This window comes from Pseudohongiella nitratireducens (genome assembly GCF_001642735.1).
Lineage (GTDB): Bacteria > Pseudomonadota > Gammaproteobacteria > Pseudomonadales > Pseudohongiellaceae > Pseudohongiella > Pseudohongiella nitratireducens.
The window spans coordinates 1-20,037 of the sequence record NZ_LWHM01000023.1; the positions used below are offsets into that span (position 1 = coordinate 1).

A 20,037-nucleotide genomic window follows, 5' to 3' on the forward strand; every position below is an offset into this window, starting at 1 on the left:
GTTCTTTAACAATCAATGAATGAAGTATATAGATTATTGCTGACTGGCTTAGGCTGGTTGGACAATAAGATGTGTATGCTGTTCTTAATACAAGCGCATAATCTGTACGACGATCGAAGGCGAGTTGTTTGAGATGTGTTTTGGGCTTTTAGGAGTCTGAGATTATATGGTCAAGCAACTAAGCGTACGTGGTGGATGCCTTGGCAGCCAGAGGCGATGAAGGACGTGGTAGGCAACGAAATGCTTCGGGGAGCCGTCAAACAGGCTTTGATCCGGAGGTGTCCGAATGGGGAAACCCGGCCCATTTATGGGTCATCACATGCTGAATACATAGGCATGTGAGGCGAACGCAGGGAACTGAAACATCTAAGTACCTGCAGGAAAAGAAATCAATTGAGATTCCCTTAGTAGCGGTGAGCGAACGGGGAAAAGCCCTTAAGCAACAGCAGTGTTAGTGGAACGGTCTGGAAAGTCCGGCGACAGTGGGTGATAGCCCCGTACACGAAAGCGCTGCAGTTGTGAAAACGAGTAGGTCGAAACACGTGTAATTTTGACTGAAGATGGGGGGACCATCCTCCAAGGCTAAATACTCCTGGCTGACCGATAGTGAACTAGTACCGTGAGGGAAAGGCGAAAAGAACCCCGGAGAGGGGAGTGAAATAGATCCTGAAACCGCGTACGTACAAGCAGTAGGAGCAGACTTGTTCTGTGACTGCGTACCTTTTGTATAATGGGTCAGCGAGTTAATGTCAGTAGCAAGGTTAACCGAATAGGGGAGCCGTAGGGAAACCGAGTCTTAATAGGGCGTTTAGTTGCTGGCATTAGACCCGAAACCGGGCGATCTACCCATGGCCAGGTTGAAGGTGCCGTAACAGGCACTGGAGGACCGAACCCACTAATGTTGAAAAATTAGGGGATGAGCTGTGGGTCGGAGTGAAAGGCTAATCAAGCCCGGAGATAGCTGGTTCTCCTCGAAAGCTATTTAGGTAGCGCCTCGTGTCATTGACTGCTGGGGGTAGAGCACTGTTTCGGCTAGGGGGTCATCCCGACTTACCAACCCGATGCAAACTCCGAATACCAGTAAGTTTTATCACGGGAGACAGACAGCGGGTGCTAACGTCCGTTGTCAAGAGGGAAACAACCCAGACCGCCAGCTAAGGTCCCAAATATCAGTTAAGTGGGAAACGATGTGGGAAGGCTCAGACAGCTAGGAGGTTGGCTTAGAAGCAGCCATCCTTTAAAGAAAGCGTAATAGCTCACTAGTCGAGTCGGCCTGCGCGGAAGATATAACGGGGCTCAAACTGATAACCGAAGCTGCGGATGCGTGCTTTGCACGTATGGTAGAGGAGCGTTCTGTAAGCCGTTGAAGGTGGATTGAGAAGTCTGCTGGAGGTATCAGAAGTGCGAATGCTGACATGAGTAACGATAAGGGGGGTGAAAAACCTCCCCGCCGGAAGATCAAGGTTTCCTGCCCAACGTTAATCGGGGCAGGGTGAGTCGGCCCCTAAGGCGAGACCGAAAGGTGTAGTCGATGGGAAATCGGTTAAAATTCCGATACCGATTGTTATTGCGATGGAGTGACGGAGAAGGCTAGGCCAGCGCGGCGTTGGTTGTCCGCGTTTAAGGTTGTAGGTCAGTGACTTAGGTAAATCCGGGTCGCTCTCTTTAATGAGGAGGCCGAGAACTGATGACGATCTTTCTTTTTAGAAAGAGAAGTGGTTGATGCCATGCTTCCAGGAAAACCTTCTAAGCTTCAGATAACAATTGACCGTACTGTAAACCGACACAGGTGATCAGGTAGAGAATACCAAGGCGCTTGAGAGAACTTGGGTGAAGGAACTAGGCAAAATGGTACCGTAACTTCGGGAGAAGGTACGCCGGCTCTGGTGATGAGACTTGCTCTCTAAGCTGGGTCCGGTCGAAGTGACCAGGTGGCTGCAACTGTTTATTAAAAACACAGCACTCTGCAAACACGTAAGTGGAAGTATAGGGTGTGACGCCTGCCCGGTGCCGGAAGGTTAATTGATGGGGTTAGCTTCGGCGAAGCTCTTGATCGAAGCCCCGGTAAACGGCGGCCGTAACTATAACGGTCCTAAGGTAGCGAAATTCCTTGTCGGGTAAGTTCCGACCTGCACGAATGGCGTAATGATGGCCACGCTGTCTCCACCCAAGACTCAGTGAAATTGAAATCGCTGTTAAGATGCAGTGTACCCGCGGCTAGACGGAAAGACCCCGTGAACCTTTACTATAGCTTCACACTGGACTTTGACACTATCTGTGTAGGATAGGTGGGAGACTTTGAAGCAGCAACGCTAGTTGTTGTGGAGTCGCCCTTGAAATACCACCCTGGTATTGTTGAGGTTCTAACTCAGTCCCTGAAACGGGGACGAGGACCGTGTGTGGTGGGTAGTTTGACTGGGGCGGTCTCCTCCCAAAGCGTAACGGAGGAGCACGAAGGTACCCTAAGGGCGGTCGGAAATCGCCCACTTAGTGTAATGGCATAAGGGTGCTTGACTGCGAGAGCGACGGCTCGAGCAGGTGCGAAAGCAGGTCATAGTGATCCGGTGGTTCTGTATGGAAGGGCCATCGCTCAACGGATAAAAGGTACTCCGGGGATAACAGGCTGATACCGCCCAAGAGTTCACATCGACGGCGGTGTTTGGCACCTCGATGTCGGCTCATCACATCCTGGGGCTGAAGCCGGTCCCAAGGGTATGGCTGTTCGCCATTTAAAGTGGTACGCGAGCTGGGTTTAGAACGTCGTGAGACAGTTCGGTCCCTATCTGCCGTGGGCGTTGGAGATTTGAGAGGAGCTGCTCCTAGTACGAGAGGACCGGAGTGGACGAACCTCTGGTGTTCGGGTTGTCACGCCAGTGGCATTGCCCGGTAGCTATGTTCGGACGGGATAATCGCTGAAAGCATCTAAGCGGGAAGCCCCCCTCAAGACGAGATCTCCCTGGGGCCTTGAGCCCCCTAAAGTGCCGTTCGAGACCAGGACGTTGATAGGCTGGGTGTGTAAGCGTTGTGAGGCGTTGAGCTAACCAGTACTAATTGCACGTGAGGCTTGACCATATAATCGCAGGTTTTTGAAAGCCAAAACCGATAAGTGATTATTGAGCGTTGATGACGACTTGTCATAGCGATCGAAGTCAGATTAAAAAATGTGCTTGTAGAGCACGGCATACACATGATCTAGAGCAATCTAGAGACTATACTTCATTCATTGATTGTCAAAGACCTGGGCTGTGAAAACGGACTCAGGTTATGTGAAACCGCTGCCGAACGGGCAGTTGTTCACAAAACGGGTAAACGATGGAGTCGCCCGCTCAGTTTGAGCAAAAAGCGACTGGCATCAACAGTTTGCCTGACGACCATAGCGAGTGTGAACCACCTGATCCCATTCCGAACTCAGAAGTGAAACCGCTCAGCGCCGATGGTAGTGTGGGGCTTCCCCATGTGAGAGTAGGACATCGTCAGGCATTAAAATCAAAAAGGGCTATCCCGCATGGGGTAGCCCTTTTTTATTTTCTGGGTCCTGGTGACGATGTCCTACGAGAGAGTAGGGTGAGCCACGGTGCCCGTAGGGCAAAGCAAGCACAGCTTGCTTAGTGAGGGAACGACCCGCATCTGAGATGCGGGGCTGGACCATCGTCAGGCATCAAAAAGTGAAAATCCCCAGTCTCGTTTGAGGCTGGGGATTTTTTTTGTGCCTCTGCAAAGCCTGCCGATGTCCGTCGGACGCCCGCCAGGGATGGCAGAAGTGCCGGTTTTGCAGGAGCGAAAACCGGCCATAGTGATTCGGCCCATCCCTGGGCCTCACCCCTTCGGGGCGCCGTAAACGGCGTCCAAAATGGCTGTCCTACCATTTTGTCAGGCATTAAAATCAAAAAGGGCTATCCCATCTGGGGTAGCCCTTTTTGATTTTCTGGGCCCAGCACAGATCACTCCGTCATTCACCAAAGCCGACGCCTGCCTAACACGCCTTACCCAGTAGCCGAAAACTCGGAAGAAGGGCAGTCAGGGCATCATAGATCCGATGGCAGACGACCACAGCATATCGCATGTCGCTCGGCGGACGGAAACTCAGCCTGTCGGCTTCAGATAGTCCGCCCGCTTTTTCGAGCGACAAACGATATGCTAGGCGTGGTCTGACTGTCTGCAATCGGATCTATGATGCCCTTCCTTTGTGTAGTGCTGAGTGTGGATACATAAGGATCTGGACCATCATAAAGCTAAAACCCCCAGTCTGATTTAAGGCTAAAACCGGCTATAGTGATTCGGCCCACCCCTGGATCTCGCCCCTTCGTTAACTGAGTTCCTAATCACAGCACGGCACAAGGGAAGGGCATCCTATTATGTCTCGAAGCCAATCAGACCACGTTTTGCCTGGTGCTCCTTGCCCGAAAAGGCAACCGAACTGTCTGAGCCTCAAGGCGAGTTTTCGGTTGCCGGGCAAGGAACGCCAGGCAGTGGCCGGCTACGAGACATAATAGGATGTCCTGATCGTACTCCCTTCAGGCGAGTTTTCGGTTGCCGGGTAAGGAACGCCAGGCAGTGGTCGGCTGCGAGACATAACATGATGCCCTGACCGTCTTTTTTACAAGCGAGTAATCATTGAGCCGTCTAAATAACTATAGTACGATCGTCTTCCGGCCCTTATTACAGGAGTAGAACTAAGCCTCCATGGCGACCCTCATTATTATTGCAGTTGTATCGATCAGCATTTCATTCTTCTGCTCACTACTTGAAGCGACTTTGCTGAGCCTGACGCCTAGCCACATCATCCAGTACAAGGATGTCAAACCAGAGCTTTATCGTAAGCTACGGCTACTAAAAGATCGGATTGATCAGCCTCTGGCCGCAATCCTTACATTAAACACCGTTGCTCATACCTTTGGTGCCGCGGGTGTTGGCGCCCAGGTAGGCGTTGTGCTCGGTGATGGCTACCTGGGGGCGGCATCAGCCATCATGACCTTTGCTGTACTGATTGTTTCCGAAATTATCCCCAAAACCATTGGTGCGAAGAATTGGCGCTCATTTGTGCCAATGTTGCCCGCAACCCTCAACACGATGATATTCCTGTTAAAGCCCTTCATCATGATGTCTGATAAGCTGACAGAATGGATGGGTGCTGGAGAGCCTGATATTGACCTACGCTCTGAAATTAAAGCGTTAACAAAGCTGGGGCGTGATACAGATCAACTTGATGAAGATGAGAGACGTGTGATTGCGAATATTCTCGATCTACATGAGGTCAGGATAAAAGATGTCATGACACCGAGAATGGTTTGTGAGTACTTATTAGGTGATGAAAAAGTAAAAAACGTTTTGAGTAAACTGCATAATACAGCGTTTTCCCGTTATCCGGTTCTCGATAACGCAGAACATCCTCTTGGGGTGGTTTTTCGGTCGGAATTGCTGGTCGCCGATGGCGAAACGCCTGTCTCTGAACTGGTGAAACCCGTTAAAATTACCAATGATGAAGCAAGTGTAGAGTCAGTGCTGACTGATTTCCTTAATGAACATCAGCACATGAATCTTGTTTATGATCAATACGGTACCTGGTTGGGGCTGGTGACAATGGAGGACGTACTGGAAACCATTCTGGGACAAGCCATCATGGATGAAACAGACGACATCCCAAACATGCGTCGTTTTGCGCGAAAACGTTGGGAGAATCGCCTGAAACATCAGCGTATGGTCAAAGGCCCCGAGCAGTTGCGTGAGACAGGAACACTGTCTCGTTAACCGTAACTGTCGATGATCATTTAGGCATTACTGAGCGCGGAAGCTGGCTTCGCCAACATTTACCGTGGCCTTGATATAGCTGTCTCCTTCGCCACGAGCGAAGGAGGAAGAGCCAATAAGCGCTTTCCGGTCGTTGTCAGCACGGATTCCCGAAATTTTTGTATCTCCTATATTGCTCTTCAGCTCCACCTCTGCAACAGATGTTTCGGCTTGTCGGATTTGAACAGAACCGACTGCCAGGTCAATTTCCTGATCACCCGTCAATCCCGATATTTCAACTGCACCAACAGCCATGTCAATCTCGGTGGAAAAGTGTTCTGGCACTGAAATCTCCCAAGTGGTTTTGATGTCATCCTCATCAAAGCGGAGGTACAAGGCACTGCCCCGTATACTTGATTCCAGATCTGTATTGGCGTCCAGGTTTGAATTATTAAAATTAAACCAGTTGTCGTCCCCCTCATTTTCCAGTGTGAGGTGTACCGATATGCTGTCGTTCTGTTCGGCGTGAATCTTGATACTGCCGACATTAACTGACATCTGCAAAGAATCAAGACCGTCGACAGAAAATTCGTGGTGACGGATTTCATCGGCGCAGGCAAAAGATGAAATGGTGAATGCGAGTATTAAAGCGAAGGCAGCTGCCTTTTTGGTTAGCACAGTATTTCTCCTGATTCTGATTAAAGTAGAACTGTCTGATCAGAATAGAGCAAGCATTGTGCCATCTTTACAAGGTGTTGATTTATAAGTGTTAAAGAGTTCTTTTCAAAAAGGCCCTTGGTACAATTCACTAACTGTTAGCCTGATATTAACAATGTGAACGTTAATATGGCAGATATCACATAATATCTGGGACAAAAAAAGGGAGGTATCCAAGCTTGAACACCTCCCTTTTCGACGAAGAGTTTTAAAAGCTCCTACGAAGCCCTGTTCTCTCTTCAAATAAACGCGTCATGTTAGTCACGAACGTAACGTTTTACTCCACCAACAGGGCCAACTTCAGCACCGTAGATGACACCGTTTTTATCAACAGTTACGCCTTCAGCTGTACAGGTGCCACGACAGTCTGGCTGTGGGTCAGGGATCAGATAGTTGATTTCACCCGTACGGGCATTACCAACCCGGATGCCGCGAGTCCAGTCACCATGTGCTGGGTTAACTGAGCCGGACTCAGAGTCGGCCGCATAAAGAACATCGTTCTCATCGATGAAGATGCCGCTGTTACGGCTGAAGTGGTACCAGACATCAAGCAATTCGCCATCCTGGGTAAAAATCTGGATCCGGTCGTTGCTCCGGTCCGCTACAAACAGACGGCCTTGTGAGTCGAGTGCAAGTGCGTGAGGCTGCATGAACTCGCCAGGCTCTGTACCATAGCTGCCCCAGGTATCTACCAGGTCACCACTTGGGCTGAACTTGAGAATACGTGCGGGTGCATCTTCAGCATTTGAGTGGCCTTCGCCTACAAAAATGTGACCATCTGGTGCAACGAGTACATCGTTAGGCTGGAACATATAGCCTGGTTCACGTGAACCGCCGGGTTTGCCCAGCGTCATCAGGTGACGGCCTTCTGGGCTGAATTTGTGAACCTGGTGTCCGTATACGTGTGCTGGATCAACGTCATCACCGTCATGTCCACGGGCGTCTGTGACCCAGACATTGCCACCTTCGTCGACTTCGATGCCGTGTGGCCAGGTGATCAGGCCTGCGCCGAAGCTGCGAACCATGTTGCCGTCCTTATCGAACAGCATAACCGGATCAACGTCAGGATTAGCCACACAAGCGCCAACGTTTGCACCACAGCGCTCAGCTACCCAGACGCTTTCGCCATCGATATCAATATGGATTGCACTGGTTGAACCCCACTCACGGCCGGCTGGCATTTTCAGGTAGCCTTCAATCGTTGAGTATGGGTTTGGCAGGTCGTTGGTTGGTTCCATGTCCGGATCGCTGAAATCAGACTGCGCGATGGCGGCGCCAGATAAAGTGGCAAAGGAAATAGAAACAGCCAGAGCGGCTTTCTTCAGTGATTTCTTGTAATTAGTGTCGCTGAATGTTGACATGAGTGGAGTGGTCTCCCTTCTGATAACTGTTTGGACAGCCAGAATAAACCACCTCTGTTCTTAACTCAAACCTTTCCATCCGAACACTCGTCCGCTTGAACCATATCAAGCAACTGGTATGAATTGCAGAAAAGCGGGACAAGTTGAAGATGCATATTCAGTGTGCTGTGTTACTCTTCTCAGCGATGGATTTTACCTGTATGTAGACAGATAGTGTGTTGCAGTAAATGCAGGATAGAAAGGTACACGTAATATAATAACGAGATTTCAAACCGTTCAGTGATATTGTGTCAGAAGAAGTAGCAGGCACACTCTTGAACACTTTACGGAAGCCAGTCAGGGAGATTGCGGGTTGTGATAAATGAATGGTTACTGCAGTTTGCAGAATGGCTATACGCCACATCAGGTAGTAGAGCCATTGAACAGTCTTATTATCTGTATAACTGGATAGAAACAACGCATGTATTGACCGTTATGGTCAGTTTGGGGATGTTGATATTTATCGACCTGCGAATGCTCGGCCTGGCAATGCCCAATGTTTCTGCTGTGAAGCTGGCTAATCGACTGAACCTGGTTATGATGATTGGTTTTGCCGTGATGTTTATTACCGGCCTCCTGCTGTTTTATGCAAAGCCTGTCTATACCACACAAAGCATCTGGTTCCGTATTAAGTTCCTGTTGCTCATTATTGCTTTCATCAATGCAGTGTTATTTCACCGGCGCATGCTGGCCTCAGGGGCGAGTTGGGAGTTTGATGCCAAAGCCCCCCGCAACCTGCAGCTGGGAGCGGCATTCTCGCTGGTATTGTGGATTGGTGTAGTCACCACGGGACGTTTGATTGCCTATGACTGGTATCAGTGTTACCGCGAACTGCCACAGTGGCTTAGCGTGGCTGCAGGGTGTGTTGCACCTTAGGGGCAGTGCTTGGTGTTTACCCGAACGGGCTAACTAACTTTGCACGAATTAAAACAGCAACGTTGATAGAGATTTAGAGGGAGTTCCCATGGAACTATTACCGTTATCATTTTTTGAATGGGCTGAAACTACTTACCTGGGCTATATCGGCAAAACCTATGGTGGTGTTTATGCGACATTAGGGCAATCAATCCATCTGATGTCTCTGGCCCTGCTGGGAGGTACGGTGCTGGTCGCAGACCTTCGGTTGTTGGGGGTGGTCCTGCGCGATGTGCCCTCGGAAGTTGTGACTGAGCAAGCTCATAAATGGTTCCGTATTGCTTTGATAGCAATTGTTGCCTCAGGTGTGTTTATGGCGGCCGCAATTGCCCAAAAACTTTTCTATAATGCGGCCTATTGGGCAAAAATGTATGCCCTGATCGCCGGTGTTTTGTTTGTATTTGCAGTAAAGCGGCCGTTGTTAAAGGGGGATCACAGCCAGATAAATCCCTGGGTTTTACGTATTGTGGCAATTGCCTCAATACTGGTCTGGTTTACGGTAGCGGCAACGGGTCGCTGGATTGGGTTCTCTTGATTGGCTGGATTTGCCGGAGGTTACGATGAGTGAGAATAAATCATTGAGCTTGAGGGAAAAAATAGCCTTGGGTAGTTCAACTGTGATTATTGTTGGTGCTGTTATCTACTGGGGCTTTCAAGTACAGAACGTAATGGAGTTGCTTGAGTTGGCGTACGGCTAAACGATAACTCGGGCTGTTTTGAAACAGCGCCCAGCAAGCAACCTTTATAGTTATTGCTGGACGCTGTGAATGTATCTGATCGAAATCTTTGTGCTTAAAGAGGCTTAGAGGCCGAGTGCCAGCAGGAAGTAATCATCGTAAAACAACTCGGAAATGAGTCTGTCCATACTGTCATAAATGGCTGTTTCGAAATCAACAAACTCTGTGCGTACACTGCTGAGTAGAGTGCTTTGCCATGCGTTACGGCTACCAGCATAGAGTGTCAGCTCAGTGCGAAGTACCATTTCCAGTCCGTCAGCGCCTGGGCGGAATTCCAATTCCACAATTGAGCCATCCAGAGAAAGATTTCCACCTTCACCCAGTTCGGCATTTGAAGACTCAAAAGATGCAATAATTGCCTGTCTTACCAATTCGGCAAATGTGCCGTCTTCAAGTGTCAGGTTATCTTCGCCAACCACAGTCGCTTCGTTGCCTGGTAGGTCGCGATTATCGGTAAAAGCATTGACTGTCATTGGTGCCCCAGCCATTCCACTCATGTCGACACCTGTGTTGCCATTGAACTGGTAATCAACACTGACTGTTTCTGCCGATACTGTTTGTGCGCCTAATGCTAGGGCGCTACCCAGGCAAAATGCTTTAATTGCTTGCCACTTCACACTTAATCTCCTGTGTCTTATTTTCTGTTCAAAAAAAAGGGCTGAAGCAGAATGTCTGCTGCCAGCCCTCCTTGTGCCTGTAACCGACTATGGCAAATGTTGCCTTAATGCCGGCTTAACCAAATTGGTTTACAGGCGGTCTGCAGGCCATGCCACACCTTGGTGGACGCCTTTAGGAACTTCACGCATACCTTGGTATACAAATTTCTGAACACGCTTACCTTCATAGGTTTCTGTCGTGTAAACGTTGTTGCGAGAATCAGTCGCGATGCTGTGAGGCGCATAGAACAGGCCTGGTTGACGGCCACCGCCACCAAAGCTGGTCAATACTTCCAGAGATTCACGATCCAGGACGTAAATTTTGAAGTTCTGGCCGTCAGCCAGGTAGATGAACTTCTGGTCTTCGTCGTTAGAGAAGGAGATGTCCCAGGTAGAGCCTTGTCCCAGGGTGTCTGGAGAAATATACGCTTCTTTAATGAAGGTGCCGTCTGGGCGGAATACCTGGATACGGTCGGAGCCACGGTCACAAACATAGATCATGTCATCATGTGAGGGGATTGCACAGTGAACAGGTCCACGGAACTGTTCTGGGCGATCACCTGGCTCGTAGTTCACGCGAACGTCTTCAGGACGGTTGCCGTAAGCACCCCAGTAACGTTTGAACGCGCCTGTGTTCAGGTCGATAACGGCAACACGCTTATGGCGATAACCGTCAGCCAGATACACTTCGTTAGCATCACCGTCGATAGAAATTTCGGCTACCTGGCCGAAGAATTCTGTGCTGTTGCTGTCAGGTGCTGAACCAGGAATACCGTACTGGTTAACAAACTGTCCATCTCGAGTGAATTCGAGAACGTGGGCGTCGCCGCTACCGTTACCACCAATCCATACGTTACCGTTTGGTGCGATACCTACGCCGTGGTTGGATGCTGGCCAGGTGAAACCGTCACCAGGGCCGCCCCAGGAGTTGACCAGGTTGCCTTCAGGGTCAAATTCGAGGATGGGGGGAGCAGGCGTACAACAATCGCTGACACCCATTTTTAAGCCAATTTCAGTGAGGCCACCAAACATCTCGTCCTGATCGCGATGAACGATAATGACGTGATCGTTTTCGTCGATTTCCAGACCAATGGTGTTACCGATAACCCACTGATTTGGCAGTGGTTTTGGCCAGAATGGGTCAACTTCGAAAACGGGAGCAGAAACCATTTCGCCGGACTGAGCAACCGCCGGCTCTTCCAGTAGCGACTGTCCAGCTGTCAGTGCAGTGATGGCTGCGGCCAGAGTGGCTCCTGCCGCGAACTTCATTTTTTTTGTCATTATACTCCCTCCGGGGTTAGTACATTCAGAAAGATATTTTCCTCTGGGTTCCGCAGTATACTCATTAAACTGTGACCAGTATACTCGTGTGGTAGCAAACTTAGCACACGCAAGTACATAATTAAATAAGAAGGCAGTCAAGAGGTAGAAATGAATAATAAGATCGGGGGAGACAGGGCGGTATCTGACACAAAAGCCCGCTGGGGAGCATTTAGTGTATTGATATCAGCATGGCTGCTGGCATTCATTGGGCTGGCATCTCCCGCTTACAGTGATGAAATTCCACAACGTGTTGCTATTCAGGCGTTTGTGAAGCCTGAGGGCAATCAGTTAAACCTGCTGATGCGTGTCCCGATGGATGCGATGGGAGGGGTTCAGTGGCCATTGCGAGGAGAAATTGGCTTTCTGATCTTCTCGCAGGCAGAAGATGCTAAAGCGGACGCAGCATACAATACGCTCCTGCGTTCAATTCAGATTTTCGAAGGGGATGAGTTGCTGGAGCAGCCAACAGTGACTGCCAGTCGTATTGCATTGCCGTCAAATCGTGGATTTACCGATTACCAGTCGGCATTAGAAACGGTAAATTCGCCAACGATTTCAGACGACGTGAATTTGTATTTTCGGCAGGGTTTTTTAGATATTCTGGCCACCTATCCAATTTCCTCTGCAGAGTCCCGCTTCTCCATTGATCCTCGCCTGGGTACCCTGGGACTGGAAACAACGACTGTGCTTAGATATGTGCTCGAAGACGGTGCAGAAAGAACCTTCTCTTATATAGGCAACCCTGGTCGTGTCAATCTGGATCCGCACTGGTACCAGGCAATGTGGAACTTTATCAGTCTGGGTTTTGTTCATATTCTGGAAGGCGCGGATCACTTGTTGTTCCTGTTTTGCCTGTTGATCCCATTGCGGAATGTGCGGGCACTGATTCCCGTAGTCACCTCTTTTACCGTGGCTCATTCGCTGACATTGATTGCCTCTGCACTTGGCTGGGTGCCTTCGGCAATCTGGTTCCCGTCGCTGATCGAGAGTCTTATTGCGCTCTCTATTGTGTATATGGCCATTGAGAATATTTTTGGCGTAAAGCAGGAGCATCGCTGGATAGTGACTTTCGGTTTTGGTCTCGTCCACGGGTTCGGGTTCTCTTTCCTGCTGACAGAAAGTATGCAATTTGCAGGTTCGCACCTGCTCGCCTCTTTGCTTGCTTTCAATCTCGGCGTAGAGTTTGGGCAGATACTGGTATTGCTCCTTGTTGTGCCTGTTATCGGGCTGGCATTCAAGTATGTTCTGCCAGAGAGAATGGGTGTCATTGTGCTTTCAGCGCTCGTGGCTCATTGGGCCTGGCATTGGATGGAGGACAGGTTGACGCGGTTTTTCGCCTATGACCTTTCCCTGCCCGCGCTGGACAGGTATTTCTTTACCGGGCTACTGCAGTGGCTGGCCTTGCTGCTGTTGGCAGGTGGTGTTTTATGGTTAATGCAAAACGTTTTTTCACGTTATTTTGCCAGTAACCAGTCTTCCCGGGGCGGGGAACAGGCAAATGTAACATTGTGAGTCTGAGTTAGGTGGCCATTGTGCTGCTGGATAAATAGTTGTTATGATTCGGCGCTGCCTTTGGGGCAGCGCTGTCTCATGTGTGGTTGATAATAACAAGCGGGGAGCTTCTTTATGGGCGGGGTGATGATCATATTGTTTGGTGTGGCCGGGCTGGCATTTGGCTGGTTTGTCTATTCCAGATTTATTGCAGAAAAGATCTACCAACTGGATCCTGATTTCCAAACACCGGCACACGAACTTAGTGATGGTGTGGATTATGTACCAACAAATAAATATGTCCTGTGGGGACACCACTTTACTTCAGTGGCTGGTGCTGCGCCGATTGTTGGTCCTGCTATCGCGGTATACTGGGGTTGGTTGCCCGCCTTGCTTTGGGTTGTTTTCGGCACCATTTTCTTCGCCGGTGTTCATGATATGGGCGCCTTGTGGGCAAGTACCCGTAACAAGGGTAAATCAATCGGTGCTCTGTCAGAGAATGTGATTGGTAAGCGTACTCGCTCATTATTCCTTATTGTTATTTTCCTGCTCCTGTTAATGGTTAATGCTGTATTTGGTGTGGTTATTGCCAACGGCTTTGTGGGAACCCCGGGATCTGTCTTCCCGGCATGGATGGCAATCGCTGTCGCGTTGGTGATAGGTCAGCTGTTGCGTCGCAACTACAGTTTGATGTTGCTGACTGCGGCAGGTGTGGCGATTCTTTATTTCTCCATCTGGGCGGGTACCTTTATTGAGATCAGCTTGCCTGATTCATTATTTGGACTGGCGCCAAGCGCTAACTGGATCATCATTCTGTTTATCTATGCCGCTATAGCATCCATGCTGCCGGTTTGGGTGTTGTTGCAACCACGTGATTTTATTAACGGTATGCAACTCATCGTAGGTTTGATTCTGTTGTATGGCGCTGTGTTGCTGACTATGCCAGACATGGTGGCGCCTGCATTTAACACACAAACGGCTGAAGGGACGCCGAGTATCTTCCCCTTGTTGTTTGTAACCATTGCCTGTGGTGCGATTTCTGGTTTCCACGGTATCGTGGCTTCCGGTACCAGCTCCAAGCAGCTGGATAAAGAGACCGATGCCCGTTTCGTCGGTTACCTCGGTGCGGTTGGTGAAGGCTCCCTGGCTTTGATCACCATTGTTGCGGTTTGTACTGTTGCCTATGCGGCCAGTCCTGATCAGTGGCACACGCTGTATGCTGAGTTCTCGGACGGCGGTGCGCCAGCGTTCGTGGCAGGTGGTGCGGCATTGATCGGTACTTCCTGGCCGGGTATCTCTGAAGGGTTTGCCCAGGTGTTGCTGGCTACAATGGTGGCGCTGTTTGCTGGCACGACTATGGATTCGGGTGTTCGTTTGCAGCGTTATATCATCCAGGAGTGGGGTGATATTTATGGCATCAAACTATTCAAGTCAGGACTAGCTGCTACGATTGTTGCTGTTGTTGCCTGTCTGTTGCTGGCATTTGGCGCCGGTGGCTCATCGGGGGCCGGCGGTATGATAATCTGGCCGCTGTTCGGTGCAACCAACCAGATTCTGGCGAGTCTGACACTACTGGTAATTACGGTCATGTTAATCAAAATGGGGCGTCCGTCGTTCTATACATTGATTCCGATGATCTTTGTGCTGATTACATCGTTCCTGGCTGGTATGTTGCAGCTGGTGTCGTTCTACAACGAAGGGAACTACCTGCTGGTATTCCTGGACTTCGTAGTGCTGGTGGTGAGTGTTCTTGTCATGCTGGAGGCTGCGTCAGTGGTTTCCAAGCTCAAAAAGGATCAGGCTGCATCTGAAAGCGCATCCTGATTTAAGATGATAAAGGCCGGTGTGATCACCGGCCTTTTATCGAGCGAGCGTTACAAATAATTGCAATGTTCGTCCTGTCTGGAATATTCTGGCCCATTTGATTGACTATAATCCTGCTGAAGATAGTAGTCTGCTGGGTAATACCAGAAAATGGAGTCATGCAAAAAACCTTAATATTCTTGCTTCTCTGGTGTCTGTCGAGCCATTCGCTTGCCAATCGAGTGCCAGATTTCTCATTGATCGATCAGAATGGTCGCTTTCATCAGTTGAGTCGTTCCACTGATAAGCAGGCTGTGGTTATTCTGTTGTTTGATCCATCGGACCCTTTTGGTCGTGCGGCGGTGCAGGAAATGGACCGTTTGCGCGAACGCTTCAGGGGTGAGCCGGTGGGTTTTCAGGTGCTGGTCGCCGATCTTGCGCAAACGCGATCTTCGCTCAACGATCTGGCGCGCGCAATGGATGTGCAGCAGCTTCCTTTCTTGCTGGACGAATCTCAACTGGTTACTCAGGCGCTTGGCTTGTCGCGCAGCGGAGAGGTGCTGGTGGTTGATCCTGGGCGGTTGGATGTGATTTATCAGGGGGCTGTAGGTCTGTTTAATGGTAATCCAACCCAGCAATCTTTGGCGGCAACATTGCCTGGCATGAGTTCTTATCTGCACTATATATTGCACTCAGTCACACGTGGCGAGCCTTTTATTCAGGCTGCCTATGCATTGAACGGCCCTGTGGTGAATTTGCCGGCCCTGGACTCGGTCCGTCAGGAGGGTGTCAGTTATGAGCAAGATGTCGCGCCGATCCTGAAAGCGCGTTGTGCTGGCTGTCATCAGGATGGCGGAGTGGCGCCATGGTCAATGGATGGCCACCTGATGATTCAGGGCTGGAGTACCATGATCAAAGAGACCTTGCTGACCCGGCGTATGCCGCCCGGTCAGGTTGATTACAACGATGCGGCGGCATTTGAGGATGTGAACCACATCAGTGATAGGGAAATGCAGGTGCTGATGCAGTGGATAAACGACGGGGCAAAGAAGTCTCCGGTTGAAGATGATCCTTTGGCTGGGTGGTCAGCACCGGAAAGTGGCTGGGCACTGGGTGAGCCTGATGTTGTGATTGAGTTGCCTGAGCAGCAAATACCGGCCACAGGTGTGCTGGACTATGCTTTTGTGCCCGTGGAGTTAAATCTGGAAGAGGATAAATGGGTCTCGGCTTTTGAGTTTGATGTGGACAACAAAGTCGCCCTCCATCATGTCATCATTTATACCCAGGACGAAAGACAGCAGCGGCAAAATGCCAGCCGGGGTGGGAGTCGCACAAATTTCGGCGGTTATGCGCCAGGTAGGGAGCATATCGAGCTGGGGAGCGATGCGGGGATATTACTTTCTGAAGATATGCGCCTGATGATTCAGTTGCATTACACAACTGTGGGGCGAGAGGTGACAGACCGGACGCGGCTTGGTCTGTATTTCAGGGAGACGCCCCCAGGGCAGGAGTTGGTCAGAACGGCGATTATGAATGGCGATTTTGAGATTCCGCCAGGGGTTCGGGAGTTTCCGGTTGAGGCTTCAGTGGTAATTTCTGAGGATAGCTACCTCCATAGCTTTGCGCCGCATATGCATTACCGTGGCAAGCGGGTTGCTTTTACGGCTCGCTACCCTGATGGGCGCGAAGAAAGCCTCCTGTCTATCCCGAATTTTCAGCACAACTGGCAGATGGTGTATCGCTTGAAAGAACCGGTCTTTTTGCCGGCCGGCACAGAGATTATTGCAAAAGGGGCGTTTGATAACTCTTCGTTTAATCCGCTGAATCCTGATCCTGAGAAATCTGTGTCCTGGGGTGAGCAGGTGTGGGATGAGATGTTCTTGACCTGGTTGCGGTTAAGTGAAGCTAACTAGCGGGTCGTGCGTACGACTTGCTGGCCCTGAAATGGAGTCTGGAATTGAGGGATGATCTGAAAACAGTGCTGCCTATTCTGAATGTCCTTTCTGACGGGGAATTCCACTCCGGGCAGGCGCTTGGTCATTTGTTGGGAGTAAGCCGGGCGGCTATCTGGAAGCATATCCAGCAGTTGAAAGAAATTGGAGTTGAGCTTGAAGCGGTGACTGGTAAAGGTTACCGGGTAGAGGGCGGGTTGCAGCTGCTGGAATTAGAGAAGCTTTTGGTGGCGCTTTCCGCCGATGCTGCCCGGTGTCTGGATGAAAGGGTGCTTGTCCATTTAAGTACTGATTCCACAAACGCTGATGCCATGACTGCCTTGGCTGGCGACCGCTCTCCTTGTCTTGTTGTTGCGGAACACCAGCGGAATGGGCGCGGTCGTCGTGGCAAGAAGTGGGTGAGCCCTTTTGGTGCGAATATTTACCTTTCTCTGGCCTGGACTTTTGAGTCTGGTGTTGCGGCGCTTGAAGGGTTGAGTCTTGCTTGTGGTGTAGCCGTTTTGAGGGCGTTAAAAAAACAGGGCTACTCAGGTATATCGCTGAAATGGCCAAATGACATACTGGTGGGCGGCGCCAAGCTCGGTGGCATTTTGGTCGAAGTCGGTGGTGATGTTGCCGGCCCGTGTTATGCGGTTATTGGTATCGGGGTGAATACGCGTATCGGCCGGTTGGCGGGAATGCAGATTGATCAGGTATACAGTGATCTGGCGGGGCTGGGGGAAGGCGGTGTTGATCGAAATGCATTGTTGGCGGCCATGGTTAATGAGTTAGTCGCTGTCATGATGGATTTTGAGCGTCAGGGGTTTGCTGGTTTTCGTGAAGAGTGGATGGCTGCAGATTACTATAGTGGCAAGCCAGTTGAGATCCATAGTGGTAGCAGGGTAACTAAAGGTGTGCCGGTCGGTGTTGACCTGTCTGGTAACCTGCTGCTGGAAACGGCCGCCGGTCAGGTTAAGGTGATTGGTGGCGAAATGCTGCCCAGTTTGAGGCCGGTGGCGACTCAATGAAGTCGCTTGCAGGGTTGCTTCTGGTTGGGAATCTTTTGTTGGCTTTGTGGTTTGTGCTTAGGCCCGGTGCGCCGCAGGAGAGTGCGGCAGGGTCGCTTGATACAGTAGGTGAGGTGGCTGATTTGTCGGTTCGCCCTGATGCAGCGTGTCTGTTTGTTGGGCCAGTGCAGGAAGAGCGTCTGGTTCGCGATATACGCAATATTCATTCCGGCTGGCAAATGGTGACTCGGTCAGTCCCGGGTGAAATCAGGTATAGGGTTTATGTGATGCCAGTCAGTGTGGTGGCTGAGGCTCAGGAAAGTGAAGCGGATGGGCTTTTGGCTGGCGTAAGGGAAATGTTGCAGGAGTCAGGGCTCGATGATGTGGAATCGTATCAGATGCTTAATGGCCAGCTGGCTGGTGCGGTTTCGTTTGGTTTGTTTGCCGAGCGGGAGAACGCGCAGCGTTTGCTGGTGCGTTTGATTGAGAGCGGGATTGAGGCTCAAATGACTGAAGAGCCGCGCTTAAATGAGCAGTCCTGGTTAGCAGAGTTGGCCTCAGAAGTGCCTTCCAGGGCCTTATCAGCAATGGAGAATTTGCTTTTGACGCGGCCTGAAATGAACATTGAACAAAATCTCTGTGAAATGTTTGCACTACGCGAATAATTCCCATAAAATGCCGCCTCTGCTTTAGAGACCCGGGAAAAAAGATATCCCGTCGGCTCTTGTGGGAGGGGTTCCCGAGTGGCCAAAGGGATCAGACTGTAAATCTGACGCGAAAGCTTCGGTGGTTCGAATCCACCCCCCTCCACCAACTTAATGAGTCGGTCGATATCTTGGTTCTGGCGACAGGCGGGTATAGTTCAATGGTAGAACACCAGCCTTCCAAGCTGGATATGCGGGTTCGATTCCCGCTACCCGCTCCAGTTGGCGGTTGTTCTCAATGCGGATTCATGCTCGCATAGCTCAGGCGGTAGAGCACTTCATTGGTAATGAAGAGGTCACCAGTTCGACTCTGGTTGTGAGCACCAGATTAAATGGCGCGTTATCGTGTCAACTATTTTCAGGGTGGCCCGTGGAAGTGATGGGTCACTTTTATGGGCTTGCTTGGTTAGATATAGAAAGAGGCGGTCATCATGGCGAAGGGTAAGTTTGAGCGTAATAAAGTACACGTAAACGTTGGTACGATTGGTCACGTTGACCATGGTAAGACGACGTTGACAGCAGCACTGACGCGCGTGTGTGCAGAAGTTTGGGGTGGTGAGGCGCGTGCATTCGATATGATCGATAACGCCCCGGAAGAGCGTGAGCGTGGTATTACGATCTCCACGGCACACGTTGAGTATGACTCTCCAGAGCGTCACTATGCGCACGTTGACTGCCCAGGGCACGCCGACTACGTAAAAAACATGATTACCGGTGCGGCGCAGATGGATGGCGCTATCCTGGTATGTTCGGCTGCTGATGGCCCCATGCCGCAGACGCGAGAGCACATCCTGCTGTCACGTCAGGTAGGCGTTCCTTACATCGTTGTGTTCATGAACAAAGCGGACATGGTAGACGATGCTGAGCTGCTGGAGCTGGTTGAGATGGAAATCCGTGAGCTGTTGGACGCTTACGACTTCCCTGGCGATGACACGCCAATCATCATCGGTTCTGCGCTGATGGCGCTCAACGGTGAAGATGACAACGAGCTGGGTACAACAGCGGTCAAGAAGCTGGTAGAAACACTGGACAGCTACATTCCAGAGCCTGAGCGTGACATCGATCGTCCGTTCCTGTTGCCAATTGAGGACGTGTTCTCAATCTCTGGTCGTGGTACGGTTGTGACAGGTCGTGTTGAGCGCGGTATTGTCAAAGTTGGTGAAGAGATCGAGATTGTTGGTCTGAAAGACACCACAAAGACGACCTGTACAGGTGTTGAGATGTTCCGCAAGCTGCTCGACGAAGGTCGTGCGGGCGAGAACGTAGGTGTTCTGCTGCGCGGTACTAAGCGTGAAGATGTTGAGCGTGGTCAGGTTCTGGCCAAGCCGGGTTCAATCACGCCGCACATTCACTTTGAAGGTGAAGTGTACGTACTGAGCAAAGATGAAGGTGGTCGTCACACGCCATTCTTCAAAGGTTATCGTCCACAGTTCTACTTCCGTACAACTGACGTGACTGGTGCTGTAGAGCTGCCAGAAGGCGTTGAGATGGTAATGCCAGGTGACAACCTGAAGTTCAAAGTCACGCTGATTGCACCAATCGCAATGGACGAAGGTCTGCGATTCGCGATCCGTGAAGGTGGTCGTACCGTGGGTGCCGGCGTGGTATCCAAGATCATCGAGTAAG

The 20,037-nt window shown here is 50.6% G+C and carries 14 protein-coding genes, 3 tRNA genes and 2 rRNA genes; 15 read left to right on the top strand and 4 right to left on the bottom strand.

Annotated features, from left to right (window positions below):
• The first annotated feature begins 168 nt into the window (after window positions 1-168).
• From PSCS_RS08555 to PSCS_RS08565, 3 genes are all read left to right on the top strand, one after another.
• A 23S ribosomal RNA gene (locus tag PSCS_RS08555) occupies window positions 169-3,072 on the top strand.
• A 291-nt stretch (window positions 3,073-3,363) separates the two neighbouring features.
• Window positions 3,364-3,479: ribosomal RNA gene (rrf, locus tag PSCS_RS08560) — 5S ribosomal RNA — on the top strand.
• Window positions 3,480-4,683: 1,204 nt separating this feature from the next.
• Window positions 4,684-5,748, top strand: coding sequence for a CNNM domain-containing protein (locus PSCS_RS08565; RefSeq protein ID WP_068811714.1), 1,065 nt, complete (start codon window positions 4,684-4,686; stop codon window positions 5,746-5,748).
• 27 nt (window positions 5,749-5,775) lie between these two features.
• On the opposite strand, the gene PSCS_RS08570 is transcribed toward PSCS_RS08565, so the two are convergent.
• Window positions 5,776-6,405: a hypothetical protein gene (locus PSCS_RS08570; RefSeq protein WP_068811715.1), complete on the bottom strand. Its 630-nt coding sequence runs from the start codon at window positions 6,403-6,405 to the stop codon at window positions 5,776-5,778.
• A gap of 296 nt (window positions 6,406-6,701) precedes the next feature.
• Window positions 6,702-7,805: a peptidyl-alpha-hydroxyglycine alpha-amidating lyase family protein gene (locus tag PSCS_RS08575; RefSeq protein ID WP_229694656.1), complete on the bottom strand. Its 1,104-nt coding sequence runs from the start codon at window positions 7,803-7,805 to the stop codon at window positions 6,702-6,704.
• Between the two features lie 354 nt (window positions 7,806-8,159).
• Here PSCS_RS08575 and PSCS_RS08580 point away from each other — a divergent pair, with 354 nt between their 5' ends.
• From PSCS_RS08580 to PSCS_RS15885, 3 genes are all read left to right on the top strand, one after another.
• A complete protein-coding gene (locus tag PSCS_RS08580) occupies window positions 8,160-8,720 on the top strand; it encodes a DUF6644 family protein (RefSeq protein ID WP_068811716.1) in 561 nt (186 codons plus the stop codon).
• An 88-nt stretch (window positions 8,721-8,808) separates the two neighbouring features.
• Window positions 8,809-9,294, top strand: a complete 486-nt coding sequence (locus PSCS_RS08585) for a DUF6644 family protein (protein ID WP_068811717.1) — start codon at window positions 8,809-8,811, stop codon at window positions 9,292-9,294.
• Between the two features lie 25 nt (window positions 9,295-9,319).
• Entirely contained in the window at window positions 9,320-9,457 is a 138-nt protein-coding gene (locus tag PSCS_RS15885; protein WP_157885673.1) for a hypothetical protein, read from the top strand.
• Window positions 9,458-9,561: 104 nt separating this feature from the next.
• On the opposite strand, the gene PSCS_RS08590 is transcribed toward PSCS_RS15885, so the two are convergent.
• Both PSCS_RS08590 and PSCS_RS08595 read right to left on the bottom strand, forming a co-directional pair.
• Complete coding sequence (locus tag PSCS_RS08590) at window positions 9,562-10,113, bottom strand: hypothetical protein (RefSeq protein WP_068811718.1); 552 nt, start codon at window positions 10,111-10,113, stop codon at window positions 9,562-9,564.
• 129 nt (window positions 10,114-10,242) lie between these two features.
• A complete protein-coding gene (locus tag PSCS_RS08595; protein ID WP_082866405.1) occupies window positions 10,243-11,433 on the bottom strand; it encodes an NHL repeat-containing protein in 1,191 nt (396 codons plus the stop codon).
• 150 nt (window positions 11,434-11,583) lie between these two features.
• On the opposite strand from PSCS_RS08595, the gene PSCS_RS08600 reads away from it, so the two are divergent.
• The 9 genes from PSCS_RS08600 to tuf all read left to right on the top strand — a co-directional run bounded on the left by PSCS_RS08600 (window position 11,584) and on the right by tuf (window position 20,036).
• On the top strand, window positions 11,584-12,987 hold the full coding sequence (locus PSCS_RS08600; RefSeq protein ID WP_068811719.1) for a HupE/UreJ family protein: 1,404 nt from the start codon (window positions 11,584-11,586) through the stop codon (window positions 12,985-12,987).
• Window positions 12,988-13,101: 114 nt separating this feature from the next.
• A complete protein-coding gene (locus PSCS_RS08605; RefSeq protein ID WP_068811720.1) occupies window positions 13,102-14,790 on the top strand; it encodes a carbon starvation CstA family protein in 1,689 nt (562 codons plus the stop codon).
• Window positions 14,791-14,948: 158 nt separating this feature from the next.
• Window positions 14,949-16,682 carry a thioredoxin domain-containing protein gene (locus PSCS_RS08610; protein WP_068811721.1) on the top strand — a complete coding sequence of 578 codons (1,734 nt, stop codon included), beginning with the start codon at window positions 14,949-14,951 and terminating at the stop codon, window positions 16,680-16,682.
• A 44-nt stretch (window positions 16,683-16,726) separates the two neighbouring features.
• Window positions 16,727-17,728: a bifunctional biotin--[acetyl-CoA-carboxylase] ligase/biotin operon repressor BirA gene (gene birA / locus PSCS_RS08615; protein ID WP_068811722.1), complete on the top strand. Its 1,002-nt coding sequence runs from the start codon at window positions 16,727-16,729 to the stop codon at window positions 17,726-17,728.
• Window positions 17,725-18,372: a hypothetical protein gene (locus PSCS_RS08620; protein WP_068811723.1), complete on the top strand. Its 648-nt coding sequence runs from the start codon at window positions 17,725-17,727 to the stop codon at window positions 18,370-18,372. Before birA ends, PSCS_RS08620 begins: the two co-directional genes overlap by 4 nt.
• A gap of 64 nt (window positions 18,373-18,436) precedes the next feature.
• Window positions 18,437-18,520: transfer RNA gene (locus PSCS_RS08625), tRNA-Tyr, on the top strand.
• 38 nt (window positions 18,521-18,558) lie between these two features.
• Window positions 18,559-18,632: transfer RNA gene (locus PSCS_RS08630), tRNA-Gly, on the top strand.
• A gap of 29 nt (window positions 18,633-18,661) precedes the next feature.
• A tRNA-Thr gene (locus PSCS_RS08635) sits at window positions 18,662-18,737 on the top strand.
• A 105-nt stretch (window positions 18,738-18,842) separates the two neighbouring features.
• On the top strand, window positions 18,843-20,036 hold the full coding sequence (tuf, locus tag PSCS_RS08640; protein ID WP_068810769.1) for an elongation factor Tu: 1,194 nt from the start codon (window positions 18,843-18,845) through the stop codon (window positions 20,034-20,036).
• Window position 20,037 lies beyond the last annotated feature (1 nt).